Here is a 15,806-nt window from a genome sequence, read left to right on the forward strand (position 1 = left end):
GTAATACATGAAAGAGATAGATCGTTCAAATGAATATAACTCCTTTTTAGTAGATATTAAAAATCAAATAAAAATCTCTCAACAAAAAGCATTTAGTGCCATCAATCAAGAGATGATACTGCTCTATTTTAACATCGGATTAGCGATAGAGCAACGGCAAAATGAGCTGAGATGGGGTGCAAAAGTTATCGATACCTTGAGTCAGGATATTTTGCGAGAGTTTCCGAATATGAGTGGTTTTTCAACGAGAAATATTAAACTAATGGTGCAGTTTTACAAAGAGTATGCCAATGATGAAATTGGGCAACTGTCGGTTGCACAAATTCCGTGGACACACAATATTATCTTGATTCAAAAAATTAAAGATAAAGAATTACGATATTGGTACATACAAAAAACTCTTGAAAATGGTTGGAGCAAGGATGTTTTGACCCTTATGATTAAGAGTGAAGTGCATAAACGGGAAGGTAATCTCATCTCAAATTTTAAAAATATTTTGCCACCGTTTGAAAGTGATTTAGTGCAGCAATCCTTTAAAGATCCGTATAGATTTGATTTTTTGACCATAACCGAGCCATTTAGAGAAAAAGAGCTAGAAAACAGTCTTATAAAACATATGGAGAGATTTTTAATCGAGCTGGGAAGCGGATTCGCATTTGTAGGACGACAATACAAACTTGAAGTCGGTGATGATGAGTTTTATATCGATTTGCTTTTTTATCATCTTAAGCTTCGATGCTTTGTCGTGATTGAGCTTAAAAAAGGGAAATTTAAACCTGAATATTCGGGACAGGTAAATTTTTATTGCAGTGCCGTTGATAGCGTCTTAGCACAAAAAGAGGACAAGCCGACCATTGGGCTGATACTTTGCCAAGAGAAAAATGAGATCGTTGCCGAGTATTCTTTGCGAAATATGTCTCAACCTATCGGAATATCAGAATATCAACTGACTGAAATTTTGCCAAAAGAGTTCGAGTCAAGTCTGCCGACAATTGAGATGATAGAAAATGAACTGAATATTGCCTTGGATGAGATAGGCTAAAAAGATGAACTACAAAGCACATTCAGAAAATCGGTGGCACACACGGACAGTGGGAAATAAAAGCGAAGTAACAAATTTAATAGAGTGCTTATCGGAAATACGGTAAAATCGCCGCAACTACATAAATTTTTCAGGGTAACAAAATATGAATTATTCTCCATCGACACTAGAACAAAAATGGCAACGCACTTGGAGTGAAACCAAGGCGTATGAACCATCAAATGATTTTTCCAAACCCAAAAAGTATGTTCTCAGTATGTTTCCTTACCCCTCAGGACGGATACATATGGGGCATGTACGCAACTACACGATCGGTGATGCATTTGCCCGTTATTATCGGCAGCAAGGGTTTAACGTCCTGCACCCGATCGGATGGGACAGCTTTGGGATGCCGGCGGAAAATGCGGCGATCAAACATGGGGTTCATCCGAAAAAATGGACGTATGAAAACATTGCAACCATGCGCGGCGAGCTTGCAGGATTAGGGCTCTCTTTTTCCGAAGAACGTGAGTTTGCGACATCCAATCCTGAATATACGGCGTTTGAGCAGAGTTTCATTATCGATATGTTTAATAAAGGGCTGTTGTATCGCAAGCAGGGATTTCTAAACTGGTGTCCGCACGATTTGACCGTTTTAGCCAATGAACAAGTCGTTGACGGAGGATGCTGGAGATGCGGAACCGAGATTGTCCAAAAAGAGATGTATCAGTATTATTTGAAAATCAGTGACTATGCCGAAGAGCTTCTCGAATCGCTTAAAACCTTAGAGGGAAAATGGCCGAAACAGGTTTTGACGATGCAAGAGAACTGGATCGGTAAATCCTACGGATTGGAATTCGGATTTAAACTGGATGAGGAGAGTGAAGCACGCCTTGGTGCCGTATACCAAAGCTTCGATGTCTTTACGACCCGTCCCGATACGATTTACGGAGTCAGTTACGCGGCATTGGCTCCGGAGCATGAGATCGTTCGGCATATGCTCTCTTTTGGCTTATTAGATGAAACGACGGCGGATGCGATCAAAGCAATGCAACGGGTTAGTGCACGTGATCGGGCAACCAGCCCTAAAGAGGGAGTTTCACTCGGCCTCAATGTGATCCACCCGTTAACCGGTGCAAAAGTACCGGTATGGGTGGCTAATTTCGTCTTAACCGATTACGGTTCCGGAGCGGTGATGGCGGTTCCTGCCCACGATGATCGTGATTACGAATTTGCGACTAAATACCATTTGCCGATCAAAGCGGTTATTTTCCCTAAAGAGGGAGAATTGCCAAGCGGCTGTGCCTATACCGATGCAGGTATTTTACAAGAGAGCGGCAGTTTCAGCGGTTTGGATAACACTGCTGCCAAAGAAGCGGTCATGAACCATTTCGAAGCGGAAAAGCTCGGTCGTAAAGTGATCAATTTCCGTCTTAAAGATTGGGGTATCAGCCGTCAGCGTTATTGGGGTGCCCCGATTCCGTTTATCCACTGTGAATCGTGTGGCATTGTCCCTGAAGATAAAGCTAACCTTCCGGTAGCGCTTCCCGAAGATGTTATCATAAACGGGGAAGGAAATCCGCTCGAACACCATCCGACATGGAAACACTGTGCATGTCCGAAATGCGGCAAACCCGCAATTCGTGAAACCGATACGATGGACACTTTTATCCAGTCTTCGTGGTATTTCTTGCGCTATACGGTCAAAAATGATTTTAAAGAGGCGTTTGATCCCAAAGCATTAGACTATTGGATGGGTGTTGACCATTATATCGGCGGGATTGAACACGCGATTTTACACCTGCTCTATGCCCGGTTTTTTACGAAAATGCTTCGTGATTTGGGATACGTCAACAGCGATGAGCCGTTTGAGCATCTTCTAACACAGGGGATGGTTCTTAAAGACGGGGCTAAAATGTCCAAGTCCAAAGGCAATACGGTGGATCCGGGGGCATTGGTCGAGAAATACGGTGCCGATACCGCGCGCCTCTTTATCCTTTTCGCCGCTCCTCCGACTCAAGAGTTGGAGTGGAATGACAGTGCGGTTGAGGGGGCCTTTCGATTTTTGAAACGTTTTGCCGATCGCAGTCAATACGTCAATACGACCGATACCTTACCGATCCTCGATCACAGTACCCTCTCTAAAGAAGAGAAAGGGGCGCGTAAAAAGGTATACGAAGCCCTTAAACGTGCCCAAGAGGTTTATACGGAACGTCATACCTTTAACACCATGATTGCAGGTGTTATGGAAGCGATGAATGCGTTGAATGAGCAAACTAACCGCGATGTATGGACGGAGGGGTATTGGATTCTCACCTCCATTCTCGAGCCGATTGTCCCCCATTTATGTTGGGAACTTTCATCGGCGCTTTTTGGCGGGAAAAATTTCGGTCCCCAAGCGGTATGCGAAGAGGTATTTGAAGTCGAAGCACTCAGTTTGGGTGTTTCGATTAACGGTAAAAACAGAGCAACAATCGAAGTGGGAGTCAATGAGTCTCAAGAGGCGATCATTGAATGTGCTAAAGCTGCCGTTGAAAAATGGATTGAGGGGAAAGAGATCGTAAAAGCGATTGTCATTCCGGGTAAACTGGTAAATCTGGTTATCAAAGGGTAATTATGCGTCAGACTATTTGGATCGTTGCGCTTATCGTTTTTGCAGGATGCGGCTACGCGCCGGCATCTCATTATGCAAAAGCGGTTGTGGGAGAGAGTGTCAGCACCGAAGTGGTCATGTCCATGGAAGATCCCCAAAATACAGTGATTATAAAAGACGCTGTTGATACGGCGGTGATCACACGATTTCGTACCACGTTGGGTACTAAAAACAGTTCATCTACCCATCTTAAAATTTCGATTGCTTCGGTCGGTTTTACCCCCTTGAGCTATGATACAAACGGATATGTAACGACCTATCGTACGACAGTACAGATGCATATTGACCGTACTACCAATGAAAAAACAACCCAATACAATACAACAGGGGTTTATGATTTTAATATTGAACCCAATGCTATTATTTCCGATCAAGCCCGTTATGATGCAATTCGTTTGAGTGCGGAAAAAGCTATCGACGCCTTTATTGCTCAAATTGCGGCACAGGGTGCAAACTTGACTAAAGGGTAAACGATGACCATTAACCAAATTGTTCGTAATACCGTAGAAAAATTAAAAGCAGACGGGAAAGTATGGACTCCCGATATTTACGCAGAGACCTTCTGCTCTGAGGCCAAAAAAGCGGGTGTGGTTGTTGAAGATTGCGGTGGGATTGATCGTTATATGCCATTGTTGGATAAAAAAATGCTGGATGAAGTAAAACAGTACCGAGTCCGGACTACAGCGGAACTAATCCGATTTTTAATCTCTAAACTTAGCCGTCTCAACCCGAGCGTGGCATCGGAATTGGTAGAGCTTTTGAGTGCATTGGCTAAAAAAATGGCACAAAGTATCGATGTGCTCCATAACCCTGAAGCCTCTGCCTTGGCGAAAAAAACCATTTCGATTTTAGAGATGCAAGGGGGAGCAACGCAAATTGAGTTGCTTAAGCAGGCGTGGAGTAATTTCCTGAGCATCTATGACGATACGTTCTTGATGAAACTCTCCGCCTATACGGAAGTGGATTTAAACAATTTGAAAAAAACAATCGATGGACTCAATGTCTCATCAAACGATGCCTCTTCATCGGATTACTCCAAAATGGCACAGCTCATCATAGCGTCCTTGGTCCCTTCAATTGCTCCGAGTATGAACGATTATACGACAAAGCTTTCTCAAAAGTTGCAAGATAACGCTGATTATATAACCTCTGAAGAGTGTGAAAAAGAGATTAAAACGGCAATTACGATGCGGATTTCTCTCGATAAACAAAGTGTTGAAGAGATGATTAAAACACTGGATATCCTTCTCGAAAAACTCTCTTCTCAGCTCATTCAGCTCATTGAACGAAGTGAAAATTCAACGATAGAAATCCGGGAAGTTAAGCGTGATCTTGAATCGCTTGAAACAAATAAACCGAGTGACTTTAAATCAGCACATAAGCGGCTTTATTCTATTGCCAGCACGTTAGAAGAAAAAGTTGAGATTCTGAGTAAAGATTTAAAAGTGCACAATGATCATGTGGTGCAAATGGGGAAAAAGATCGCCACGTTAGAAGCAGAATTGGCCACCGTTACTCAAGCGTCGAGAGAAGATTTTTTGACGAAGCTTTACAATAAACGGGCAATTGAAGAACATTTGAGCATTAAAGAAGCGGAGTATGAACGACATGGCCGAAGTTTTTGCGTGGCAATGCTCGATTTGGATCACTTCAAGGCAGTGAATGATACCTATGGACATGATGCGGGGGATGCGGTGCTCATCGCGTTTGCCAAAATTCTCAAAGATGAAGCACGAACCAGCGACATCGTCGGTCGATACGGCGGAGAAGAGTTTTTGGCTATATTGGGGGATACCGATATGGCAGGGGCGAAGATATTTTGTGAAAAAGTTCGTTCTCACGTTGAGGCAGCACATTTTATGTACCAAGGGCAGAGAATCGCGCTGACGGCAAGTATAGGAATTGCTCAGCGAAGTGACTACCCTTCACTAAAAGGACTCATAAACGGAGCCGATGAGTGGCTATACAGTGCTAAACGCAAAGGGCGTAATCGCGTCGAGCCGGCATGACTTTAGAGACGTTTCTGGCTCAAAAGCCTCTGTTTTATGATGTAATCGATTACGAACGGTTCCCCAAAGCGTATCAATCCCTTTGCGATCTCCTGACATTACCTAAAATTATCCATGTTGTCGGAACTAACGGCAAAGGATCTACCGGACGGTTTCTCGCTACGGCACTGCACCGCGCAGGAAAAAAAACGGGGCACTACACCTCTCCCCACATTCTTAGCTTTAATGAGCGAATTTGGATGGAGGGAGATACTATTAAAGATACAGAGTTAGAAGTAGTACATGAAAAACTTTTAGCTCTGTTAACTCCCGAAACAGCGGAATCGCTCAGTTATTTTGAATATACGACTTTGTTGGCAATAATGGCTTACGAGGGGTGTGAGTACGTTGTCCTTGAAGCGGGCCTAGGGGGAGAACATGATGCGACCAATGTATTTGACAAAGTCTTGAGTGTTTTTACCCCGATCGACTTTGATCACAGTGCTTTTTTGGGTAATACCATTGAGTCGATAGCTTCGACAAAACTGCGAAGTATGCAGCATAAGGCACTGCTCGGAAAACAAAAACATGCCGAAGTAGAGGCCATCGCCGAAGAAATAGCAAAAGAGAAGGGGGCTGCTCTTTATCGAGTGGAGGGATATTGTACCCCTCAAATTATCAAAGCGGCGTTGCATCTTGCCATAAAAAACAATCTCAGCGATTATCTGTGCGATAATTTGATCCTGGCTATGTCGGCTTATACCTCTTTGGGATATACAGTGGATGAATCATTGTTTGACCAAGCGGCGTTGTTCGGACGTCTTAGCCGTATTGCCCCTAATGTGACTCTCGATGTCGGACATAACGCTTTGGCGGCACAGGCGATTGCACAGAGCTATGCCGGGAAAAAAGTGACGCTTATCTACAATACCTACGGCGATAAAGATTATCGGGAGATTTTGACCCTGTTGTCTCCCATAATAGAAAAAGTTGAACTTATTGACGTAGATGAGAATCGAATCGTGCAAAGACCCTTGCTCGAAGCGGTTTTAGAGGATTTGGGAATGGTACACGGAGCATTCGAGAGTGTCCGAGAGGATAAAGAGTATCTGGTTTTCGGCTCATTCAGTGTGGCGGAAGCGTTTTTAAAGAGGATGAATTTACAATAATGTCACAAGCACGATTTTACGAATATTTAAAAAATAACCCAAAAAATCGGGGTGATATTATCGTTTGTGAAGATGCCAAAGAAGCGTCTGAACTCTCCGATGTGTGCTCGTTTTTAGGGATAGAGTCTCTCGTATTTCCTGATTTCCGTGCCGCTTATATGGACGACCTTCGCCCCTTTAGCGAAGAGTTGTTTACCCTTTTTGCCGCTTTGCGCAGTTACTATGGCGCATCCAAAAAACCGCTGGTTATCGCACCGCTTAAAACACTTCTCTTCCCCTTTCCGAATGCTTCATTACTTCAAAGCGAGACCATCGAGTTTGCCTCCCGTATCGATTTAAAACGCTTCAAAGAGAAATTGCAGCGATGGGGATACACGTTTGTCGATATGGTTGAGATGGAAGGGGAGGTATCACATCGGGGTGATATTTTGGATATTTTTATCCCTTCTCATCCTTCCCCTTACCGTATCAGCCTCTTTGATGATGAGGTCGAAGAGATAAAAGCGTTTAATGTCGAAACACAGCGAACCGAGAATGAAGAGTTAGCCTCGATAGAGGTAACTAGTGCCTTTTTCTCCCTTGATGAAGAGCAGGCGAAACGGTTTGACAAAGCGATAGCAGCATGCGAGAGTGACAGTTTTGTCAAAGATATTGCGTCTCTCGGATTCTGGATGATGGGTGAAGAGGGGATTGATTTTCTTGAGGGGAAATCCCTGCGTCGCATTCGAGAGATGAAAAATGTCCTCGATGAAGCGTATGGACCCAATCAACCTTTTCTCTCCCGGACACGGCTAGAAGTAGAGATCATTCCTGACGCTGAACATACCTCCGAATTGAGTGCTCCGAATATTGAGATACTTCGAAGCGTTCATAAAAACAAAAAGTTGACCCTTATTGCCGCAAGCGATACCCAGCTCAAAGCGGCCGGAATTTTTGATCTAAAAGGGATCGAGGTCAAAACATCGGGGACCGTTCTCAATCTGATAACCCCTACTGAATTGATCGTCTCGCTGAACCGTCGTGAGAAAAAACGGCGTCGTCGTAAAACCTCTATTTTGCTTGATGATTTGAAAGTGGGCGATTACGTCGTACATGAAGAGTATGGGGTGGGAATCTTTGCCGGGATTGAACAAGCGGAGATTCTCGGAGGGATAAAAGATCTTGTTGTCATCAAATACATGGGGGATGACAAGCTGCTCCTTCCGGTCGAGAATCTTGATACGATCGACCGCTATATTGCGTCGGGTTCCCTCCCCGCACTGGATCGTTTAGGGAAAGGGAGTTTCGGCAAGCTCAAAGAGAGCGTAAAAGCGAGACTTTTTGAGATCGCTTCGGAAATCGTAGGGGTTGCGGCAAGCCGTGCCCTTATTAAAGCCGCTGTGATCCGTGTGGAGAGTTCAGACTTACTCCGTTTTCAAGCGCATGCCGGGTTTGATTATACCGCCGATCAGGCGAGTGCGATAGGCTCAATCGTCCGTGATCTCGCTTCAGGGCAGATTATGGATCGGCTTCTCAGCGGGGATGTCGGATTCGGAAAAACCGAAGTAGCAATGAACGCTATCTTCACCGCCGCTCGCGGAGGATATCAGTCGCTTCTTGTCGTTCCGACGACATTGCTAAGTTCTCAGCATTACCGCTCCCTAAAAGAGCGTTTTGAAGACTTCGGGATTCGTGTCGCAAAGCTCGACCGTTTCGTCAGTACCAAAGAGAAAACGGCGATCCTCAAAGCCCTCTCTGCGGGAGAGCTCGATTGTGTTGTCGGAACCCATGCCCTTTTCGGGGTGAGCTGTGCGAAGCTCGGGTTGGTCATCATCGACGAAGAGCACAAATTTGGGGTGAAACAAAAAGAGAAGCTCAAATCGCTCTATGAAAACGTCCATCTCCTCTCCATGAGTGCGACTCCGATCCCACGCAGTCTCAATCAGGCACTCAGCTCGATCAAAACGATGTCCGAACTTCTCACCCCTCCGAGCGAGCGTTTAGGGGTACGGACGTTTGTCAAAAACTACGATGAGAAGCTGATCAAAGAGGTGATCTTGCGCGAACTGCGCCGCGGCGGTCAGCTCTTTTATGTCCACAACTCGATCGATTCGATGGTGATCAAATCAGGAGAGCTCAAAGCGATACTTCCCGATTTGCGGATTTTGATCCTCCATTCGCAAATCAGTGCCAGCCAAACCGAAGAGGAGCTTGAAAAATTCGCCAATCGCGAATACGATGTTCTCCTCGCCACCTCGATCATCGAATCGGGGATACATATGCCTACCGTCAATACGATGATTATCGACGGAGCAGACCGTTTCGGGATGGCCGATCTGCATCAGCTACGCGGTCGTGTCGGTCGGGGGCACATCGAGGGGTATGCCTACTTTATCGTCGATGATAAAGATCACCTCACCGAAGAGGCGAAAAAACGGCTCGTTGCCCTCGAATCGAACTCCTTCCTGGGGAGCGGTTCGATGCTCGCGTATCATGACCTCGAAATTCGCGGGGGGGGAAATCTCGTGGGGGATGCCCAAAGCGGCCATATCAAAAACATCGGATATGCCCTCTATTTGCGGATGCTCGAAGATGCGATCAAAATCCTTACGAATCAAACGACGGCGGTACGGGCGAAGGTCGATATTAAACTCACCGTCAGCGCCTTTATCAGTGACGAGGTGGTGAGTGAAGACCGTTTACGTCTTGAACTCTATCGCCGTCTCAGCCATTGTGAGAGTCCGAGTGATATTTATGAAATCGAAGAAGAGGTCAATGACCGTTTCGGCAAACCCGATATGCCGACGAAGCAGTTTTTTGAGATCATGGTCATTAAGCTCTTGTGTATTGAGAAAAACATCAAGATGGTGAGCAACTACAACCAAAATATCACGATCGAGTACCAAAGCGGAGCCAAAGAGACATTGCAGAGCAAAAGCAAAGACGATGACGATCTCATCGGTACCGTTTTACATTATCTGCGCAATGTGAAATCGAAGGGGGTGTCATGAGTTTTTGTTCCTATTACGATACCCATCAATGCCGTTCATGCGGATGGATTGACTTTCATTACGCAGAACAGTTGAAGCAAAAAAACGATCACCTCCGTCTTCTCTTGAACCCGTTTACCCCTCAGGAGTGGTTGCACCCTTCGCAAAGTCCTCTGAAAGCCTTTCGAAACAAAGCAAAGATGGTTGCCTCTCCCAGCTTATCCGGGGTTGTATTGGGACTTTCGGATGATGTGAGTCTTATCGGCTGTCCGTTGTACGACATTTCGATGCAGCGCGTTTTGGAGCACACACAGCAGTGGTTAAGAGAGATCGGGATCCAAGCATACGATGTCAAGGCTAAAAAAGGGGAGTTGAAATACGTACTCCTCACCCGAAGTACATACGACGGTTCGATGATGCTCCGTTTCGTCCTCCGATCGCACGGTGTAATCCCGCGATTGAAAAAGGGATTGGAGGCGTTGATTGCTTTGTCTCCGGAGATAAAAGTGGTTACTGTCAATATCCAGCCGGTTCATATGGCGATTATGGAGGGAGAGGAAGAGATATTTTTGAGTGAGCAGAGCCGTCTCGAAGAGCAATTCAACGGCGTCCCTCTCTTCATCCGTCCTAAAAGTTTTTTTCAAACCAATCCGAGTGTTGCTGAAAAACTTTACAAAACAGCCGCAGAGTGGGTGAATGAGAGCACCCCCAAAACGGTATGGGATCTTTTTTGCGGAGTAGGAGGATTCGGTTTGCACTGTGCTGCAGAAGATCGGACGATAGTGGGGATCGAGATCGAGCCTGAAGCGATAGAGTGCGCCCGTGATTCGGCAGAAAAAATCGGATTTAAGGGGCTAAGTTTTGAAGCACTGGATGCGGCAAGTTTTACCCTCAACACCGCTAAAAAACCCGATGTCCTGATTGTCAATCCTCCGCGTCGGGGACTGGGGGAGCAATTATGCAAATGGATCGAAAAAATAACCCCCGCAGAGGTGATGTATTCGAGCTGTAATGCTGCAAGTCTGGTAAAAGATCTGGAGAAACTAACGTCCTATGAGATTGTGAGAGTACAGTTATTCGATATGTTCGCCCATACGGAACATTATGAAGTTTTAGTGCATCTAAAGAAGCGCTAAAGGCAGCCAAAGGGAAAAGGCTGCCGCGAAGAATTACATTTTTTTAGCTTCCGTTTTGGTTTCGACTTTTTTCTCTTCTTTCTTTTCAACTTTCTTTTCGACTTTTTTCTCCGTTTTTACTTTGGCCGGAGAAGCAGGTTTAGCAGCGTCTGCCGCAAATACAGAAACAAGGCCAAGAGCCATCACAAGTGCAATAATCTTTTTCATCAGAGATCCTTAGATTGGGTTTATACATTGCTGTATCGGTGATAGTATAATCCTGAATATGTGAACTTAGTGTGAACTTTTTTCCCAGCTTATAATAAAGGTCGTCCCGATAGAAAGTTCAGAGTTGACTACGACATTAAGGTGATATTCCTCACAAATCATCTGAATAATATTGAGTCCGATTCCAAAACCGCCGTTGGCTTCATCAAAGCGGGTATAGCGCTCGAAAATTTGAGCTAATTTATCATGGGGAATACCGATACCGGTATCACTGACACTTAAAGAGTGTGCGGTGAGGGAAATATATATTTTTCCGGAAATTTTGTTGTATTTAATCGCATTGGAAAGGAGATTGTCGATAATACGGATCATCTTTTCACGATCCATGAGGAGAATAGAGGGGCGCAGATCGGTATGGATGGAAATTCTTTTGGCTTCAGCGAGAGGATGAAAATACTCTATACGCTCTTCAAATATCGATAAAAGATCGTTGGGCACGTCGTTGTTCTTATTGTTCTCATACATCATCAGAAAAGTAAGATCATTGTAGAGATTGGAGATAGTTCGTGAGGCTACCGTAATCCGATTGATTTGTTTGAGTTGTTTGGTATCGAGGTGTTCTTTATTGAGTTGCTCAATACTCATCGTGATAACCGAGAGTGGGGTGTTAAGTTCATGAGTCGTATCACGGATAAAACGATCCAGCTGTGCAATGGTGTCACGCAGAGGATGGAGGAAAAGTTTGGATAGGGCATAGATAACGATCGATAAAAAGAAAATGGAGAACACAAGAAAGAGGTAAATACTGATACGGGTTCGCTCTAATTCGGCATCAATGCTATTGGCTTGGATAACGATATATCGAATTTTTTTGAGATACTTGAGCTCCAAGGTATCGATATAATAATAGTGGTGAGCGTATTCAAAAAATCCGGTACGAAAGGGGAACGAAAGCTCGGGTTTAGAGAGATAGAGAGGTTTTTTGTCTTCGGTAAAAAACCCCACTTCAAAACGGGGGTCTTTGCTCAAATGCCCTTTGAATTCAGCGATATTTTTAGACGGATAGATGTGATGCTGGATATTACCGGAATAATAGAGAATCGAGTTATGCCGCACTTCGAGAAAGATGTTTTTTTGATAGATGTAATACATCGTTGAGATAATGAGGAGAAAAATCGTATTGAGGACGACGAAGAGTGATACGAAGCGGATAAGTGATTTGCGTTCAGGTCCGTGCAATGCAGTACCCTTGACCGCGTATGTTTAGGATGGTCTCTTTTCCTAAATGTTTGCGCAAATTTTTGATATGGGTGCGGACGCTCTCTTCGGTCGCCTCTTCTTGAAAATCCCATGCGGAGTCGATGAGAATTTGAGAGCTGATAATATCATCAGGATGCGATAAGAGTACTTTGAGAATTTTTGCCTCTTTACGGGCAAGAACAATCTCTTGACCGTTTTGGATGAGACGTCCGTGTTTGGTGTCAAATACAATATCATCTTTGATTTTTACTGTTTCTTGCGTAGTTAAGGCACCAGAGCGTTTAATGAGTGCCTTGATCCGGAGTTCCAGTTCCTTGAGCTCGAACGGTTTTTTGAGATAATCATCACACCCTACATCGTATGCCGTGGAGAGATCTTCAATACTGTTCAATGAGGTCATAAAAATGGCAGGGGCAAATTTGTTGGCACCTCTGAGGGTACTCAACACATCGAATCCGTTGTAATAAGGGACTTTCACATCAAATAAAAATAGATCAAAGGATTGTTCGTATCCGATATCGAGTGCGGCTTCTCCATCATACACACAGGTAACATCGTATCCTTGTTCACTTAAAAACTCTTCGATAATGTCCGAGAGGGTCGGATCGTCTTCGAGGAAGAGGATACGTAAGTTGAGGGGCGATTTATTTTTGTGCATGATCTCATCCCTGTTTTTTCCCCTAATTATAGAGCAAATGGGTTAATAAAGCTCTCCTGCGGTATCAAGAACGGTAAGATAAAGTCGTACATCAAATTCAAGTTGATGATATAAAGGTTCGATGTGAGCGCAGAGAGAGTAAAACGCTTTGTTGTGCTCTTTTTCTTTGAGATGTGCCAGTTCGTGGGCAACGATCATCCGTAAAAAAGGCTCGGGTGCTTTTTTGAAGAGATGGGATATCCGTATCTCATTTTTGGCTTTTAATTTCCCCCCCTGTACCCGTGAGACAAAGGTATGGGTTCCCAGCGCAGACTGGAGATCGCGGATTTTGGTGTCATAGAGGACTTTGGCTATCGGTGCGGCATTGCGCAGATGGGCATTTTTCAGCTCTATGACGTAGTCATACAGTGTTTTATCGGTAGTGTAGGTATGGGTGTCGGGATAGCGCGAGAGGATATACTCGCCGAGTTTGTTTTGGTGAACCAACGCCGCTATCTGCGTTTTAATCGTCTCATTATAACCGTTGATGTATTTTAGCATGTGAAATAATACAAAAGTATTGTTTAGGTACACTTTCGATAGTGAGATATAACATTAGAGCGGTGCGCGAAAGGTTCGGGATGGAACATCAAAAGATCGACGAACTTGTTGCCAAGATCAAAGCACTCGAATCCGAACTGGAAGCGGAACTCCATAAGGAGTATGAGCAATTTACCTGTGAGATAACGAAGAAACGCGAAGAGATACTTGCTTCCTATAAGAAAGAGCGTCAGGGATTGCTGCGCTATTTGGCAACAGCACCGATATTGCATCTGTTGAGTGCTCCCGTGATTTGGTCGGTTTTGATCCCTGCTTTGTTATTGGATGGTTTTGTAACGCTCTATCAGTGGGTATGTTTTCCGATTTACAAAATCACCAAAGTCAAACGGAGCGATTATATGATCATCGACCGTCATCGACTGGCATATCTAAACAGCATCGAAAAACTCAATTGCCTTTACTGCAGCTATTTCAACGCTCTTATGGGGTATATTTCCGAAATTGCCGGTCGAACCGAACAATATTGGTGTCCGATACGCCACGCATCACGGGTTAAATCGATGCACAATCATTATAAAAAATTCTTCGATTACGGTGACAGTGAGAACTTTCGTCAGAGAAGTGCAGAGCTTAGAGAGGATCTCAAAGAGGAGAAAGAGTGAAAATAGCGTTTATAGGAGATGTCGTCGGCCGTCCGGGTCGGGTCATGATTAAAGAGCATGTAATGAGGCTTCGGCGGGAGTACGGAATCGATTTCGTCATCGCCAACTACGAAAATGCTTCCCACGGTTTTGGTCTCACCGTCAAAAATGCCCATGAACTGTTTGAGAGCGGGATCGATGTGATGAGCGGCGGCAACCACACGTGGGACAAAAAAGATATTATCCTTTTGATGGAGACTTTTCCCCTCCTTCGCCCCCACAACTATCCTGCGGGGGTACCGGGGAGCGGATGCCGTATCTTTGAGGTGGCAGGGGAAAAACTCGCTGTCCTCAACATCATGGGACACTACGGAATGCCCTACGTCGATAACGCTTTCCGATGCGCACGTGATACCGTCGCACAACTAAAAGAAGAGGGGATTGAACATATCTTCCTCGATTTCCACGCCGAAGCGAGCAGTGAAAAGCGTGCGATGATGATGTTGCTTCAAGGAAGCGTTAGCGGACTCATCGGTACCCATACCCATGTGGGGAGCGACGATTTTCAGATTCTAAAAGGGACGGCGTATATGACCGATATCGGTCTCAGCGGATGTCGAGATAACGTCATCGGAATGGATGCCAAAGTACCGCTGGATCGTTTTTTGACGGGTGTCGCGGGACGGTTCGAAGTTCCCGAAAAATGCCGCAAAATTCTCCAAATCGCTATCATGACATTGGAAGAGGGGAGCTGCACCGAAGCGTTCAAACTCAAAATCTTCGATGACGGACGGGTATTCCGTACCGATGCGTGGGTAGAGGAATAAATGGAACTCTCTGATTCTTGGGAGCTTTTCAGCGCACTCGAAAAATTAAAACTTTTAGAAGATTCTCCGCCGCTGTGGTGGCCTGCGTATGGCACTTTTGAAGTCGTCGTCGGGGCTTTGCTGACCCAAAACACCCAATGGAGCCGCGTCGAAGTCTCCCTCGAGAACCTCCGAAGCCGTGAGATGCTCGATCCTTCCGTCCTCTCTCAATGCCATCCTGAAAGCCTGATGGAGCTGATCCGCCCGAGCGGTCTGTTCAAAGCCAAAGCTTCTAATCTCATCCGTTTGTCGTATAACATGATCGAGGAATTCGGCGATTTCGAGAGCTTTGTGCTGAGTGTCGACCGCGAATGGCTGTTAAGCCAAAAGGGGATCGGCCCCGAAACGGCGGATAGCATCCTCTGCTACGCCTGCGCCCGCCCTGCAATGGTCGTCGATGCTTATACCGCGCGGCTGTTAAACGCGTTTGGATACGAGTTCGAGAGTTACGCGGAGCTGCAGGAGTGGTGCGAAGCTGGGACACGCAGCTATTTCGACACCGTTCAGCTTCCTGCCGCGTTTGCGCGGTTTCACGGGATGATAGTGGAGTATGTGAAGGGGAATAGTAAGGGGAAAGTGGTGAATGTCGAGCGGATTAGCTCGACTATTTAGTTTGTAATGGATTTATTAAAATAAAACTTGATTAGCTTTGAATATTTAGTTACTATATATAAAATAAAACATAAGGTATTTAATTA

The 15,806-nt window shown here is 45.0% G+C and carries 14 protein-coding genes; 10 read left to right on the plus strand and 4 right to left on the minus strand.

The window, feature by feature from the left end:
* Positions 1 to 7 precede the first annotated feature (7 nt).
* The 7 genes from WC407_RS04855 to rlmC all read left to right on the plus strand — a co-directional run bounded on the left by WC407_RS04855 (position 8) and on the right by rlmC (position 10,936).
* A complete protein-coding gene (locus WC407_RS04855; protein ID WP_373021443.1) occupies positions 8 to 1,042 on the plus strand; it encodes a YhcG family protein in 1,035 nt (344 codons plus the stop codon).
* A 145-nt stretch (positions 1,043 to 1,187) separates the two neighbouring features.
* Entirely contained in the window at positions 1,188 to 3,635 is a 2,448-nt protein-coding gene (gene leuS / locus WC407_RS04860) for a leucine--tRNA ligase (RefSeq protein WP_373021444.1), read from the plus strand.
* A 2-nt stretch (positions 3,636 to 3,637) separates the two neighbouring features.
* The gene (lptE, locus tag WC407_RS04865; protein WP_373021445.1) at positions 3,638 to 4,144 is read left to right on the plus strand and encodes an LPS assembly lipoprotein LptE; all 507 of its coding nucleotides are present in this window, start codon (positions 3,638 to 3,640) and stop codon (positions 4,142 to 4,144) included.
* Between the two features lie 3 nt (positions 4,145 to 4,147).
* Entirely contained in the window at positions 4,148 to 5,683 is a 1,536-nt protein-coding gene (locus tag WC407_RS04870) for a GGDEF domain-containing protein (protein ID WP_373021446.1), read from the plus strand.
* Positions 5,680 to 6,831, plus strand: coding sequence for a folylpolyglutamate synthase/dihydrofolate synthase family protein (locus WC407_RS04875; RefSeq protein WP_373021447.1), 1,152 nt, complete (start codon positions 5,680 to 5,682; stop codon positions 6,829 to 6,831). The genes WC407_RS04870 and WC407_RS04875 overlap by 4 nt, the downstream gene beginning before the upstream one ends.
* A complete protein-coding gene (gene mfd, locus WC407_RS04880) occupies positions 6,831 to 9,821 on the plus strand; it encodes a transcription-repair coupling factor (RefSeq protein ID WP_373021448.1) in 2,991 nt (996 codons plus the stop codon). The genes WC407_RS04875 and mfd overlap by 1 nt, the downstream gene beginning before the upstream one ends.
* Positions 9,818 to 10,936, plus strand: a complete 1,119-nt coding sequence (gene rlmC, locus WC407_RS04885) for a 23S rRNA (uracil(747)-C(5))-methyltransferase RlmC (RefSeq protein ID WP_373021449.1) — start codon at positions 9,818 to 9,820, stop codon at positions 10,934 to 10,936. The genes mfd and rlmC overlap by 4 nt, the downstream gene beginning before the upstream one ends.
* 33 nt (positions 10,937 to 10,969) lie before the next feature.
* On the opposite strand, the gene WC407_RS04890 is transcribed toward rlmC, so the two are convergent.
* The 4 genes from WC407_RS04890 to WC407_RS04905 all read right to left on the minus strand — a co-directional run bounded on the left by WC407_RS04890 (position 10,970) and on the right by WC407_RS04905 (position 13,601).
* Positions 10,970 to 11,143, minus strand: coding sequence for a hypothetical protein (locus WC407_RS04890; RefSeq protein WP_373021450.1), 174 nt, complete (start codon positions 11,141 to 11,143; stop codon positions 10,970 to 10,972).
* Between the two features lie 66 nt (positions 11,144 to 11,209).
* Positions 11,210 to 12,382, minus strand: coding sequence for a sensor histidine kinase (locus WC407_RS04895; protein WP_373021451.1), 1,173 nt, complete (start codon positions 12,380 to 12,382; stop codon positions 11,210 to 11,212).
* Positions 12,369 to 13,061, minus strand: coding sequence for a response regulator transcription factor (locus WC407_RS04900; protein WP_373021452.1), 693 nt, complete (start codon positions 13,059 to 13,061; stop codon positions 12,369 to 12,371). The genes WC407_RS04895 and WC407_RS04900 overlap by 14 nt, the downstream gene beginning before the upstream one ends.
* Positions 13,062 to 13,103: 42 nt before the next feature.
* Positions 13,104 to 13,601, minus strand: a complete 498-nt coding sequence (locus tag WC407_RS04905; RefSeq protein WP_373021454.1) for a M48 family metallopeptidase — start codon at positions 13,599 to 13,601, stop codon at positions 13,104 to 13,106.
* Positions 13,602 to 13,681: 80 nt separating this feature from the next.
* Between WC407_RS04905 and WC407_RS04910 the strand changes: the two genes are divergently transcribed.
* From WC407_RS04910 to WC407_RS04920, 3 genes are read left to right on the plus strand one after another with little or no spacing between them, the layout of a single operon-like run.
* A complete protein-coding gene (locus WC407_RS04910; RefSeq protein WP_373021455.1) occupies positions 13,682 to 14,263 on the plus strand; it encodes a hypothetical protein in 582 nt (193 codons plus the stop codon).
* Positions 14,260 to 15,069: a YmdB family metallophosphoesterase gene (locus WC407_RS04915; protein ID WP_373021457.1), complete on the plus strand. Its 810-nt coding sequence runs from the start codon at positions 14,260 to 14,262 to the stop codon at positions 15,067 to 15,069. The genes WC407_RS04910 and WC407_RS04915 overlap by 4 nt, the downstream gene beginning before the upstream one ends.
* Entirely contained in the window at positions 15,070 to 15,720 is a 651-nt protein-coding gene (locus WC407_RS04920; RefSeq protein ID WP_373021458.1) for a 3-methyladenine DNA glycosylase, read from the plus strand. It begins immediately after the preceding gene.
* Positions 15,721 to 15,806: the final 86 nt, after the last annotated feature.

Source organism: Sulfuricurvum sp., from assembly GCF_041651515.1.
In the GTDB taxonomy this organism is placed as follows: domain Bacteria; phylum Campylobacterota; class Campylobacteria; order Campylobacterales; family Sulfurimonadaceae; genus Sulfuricurvum.

What these genes read in the sequence shown, in the direction of transcription:
- WC407_RS04855 (WP_373021443.1), top strand. Translation starts at nt 8, where the DNA reads ATGAAAGAGATAGATCGTTCAAATGAATATAACTCCTTTTTAGTAGAT.
- leuS (WP_373021444.1), top strand. Translation starts at nt 1,188, where the DNA reads ATGAATTATTCTCCATCGACACTAGAACAAAAATGGCAACGCACTTGG.
- lptE (WP_373021445.1), top strand. Translation starts at nt 3,638, where the DNA reads ATGCGTCAGACTATTTGGATCGTTGCGCTTATCGTTTTTGCAGGATGC.
- WC407_RS04870 (WP_373021446.1), top strand. Translation starts at nt 4,148, where the DNA reads ATGACCATTAACCAAATTGTTCGTAATACCGTAGAAAAATTAAAAGCA.
- WC407_RS04875 (WP_373021447.1), top strand. Translation starts at nt 5,680, where the DNA reads ATGACTTTAGAGACGTTTCTGGCTCAAAAGCCTCTGTTTTATGATGTA.
- mfd (WP_373021448.1), top strand. Translation starts at nt 6,831, where the DNA reads ATGTCACAAGCACGATTTTACGAATATTTAAAAAATAACCCAAAAAAT.
- rlmC (WP_373021449.1), top strand. Translation starts at nt 9,818, where the DNA reads ATGAGTTTTTGTTCCTATTACGATACCCATCAATGCCGTTCATGCGGA.
- WC407_RS04890 (WP_373021450.1), bottom strand. Translation starts at nt 11,143, where the DNA reads ATGAAAAAGATTATTGCACTTGTGATGGCTCTTGGCCTTGTTTCTGTA.
- WC407_RS04900 (WP_373021452.1), bottom strand. Translation starts at nt 13,061, where the DNA reads ATGCACAAAAATAAATCGCCCCTCAACTTACGTATCCTCTTCCTCGAA.
- WC407_RS04905 (WP_373021454.1), bottom strand. Translation starts at nt 13,601, where the DNA reads ATGCTAAAATACATCAACGGTTATAATGAGACGATTAAAACGCAGATA.
- WC407_RS04910 (WP_373021455.1), top strand. Translation starts at nt 13,682, where the DNA reads ATGGAACATCAAAAGATCGACGAACTTGTTGCCAAGATCAAAGCACTC.
- WC407_RS04920 (WP_373021458.1), top strand. Translation starts at nt 15,070, where the DNA reads ATGGAACTCTCTGATTCTTGGGAGCTTTTCAGCGCACTCGAAAAATTA.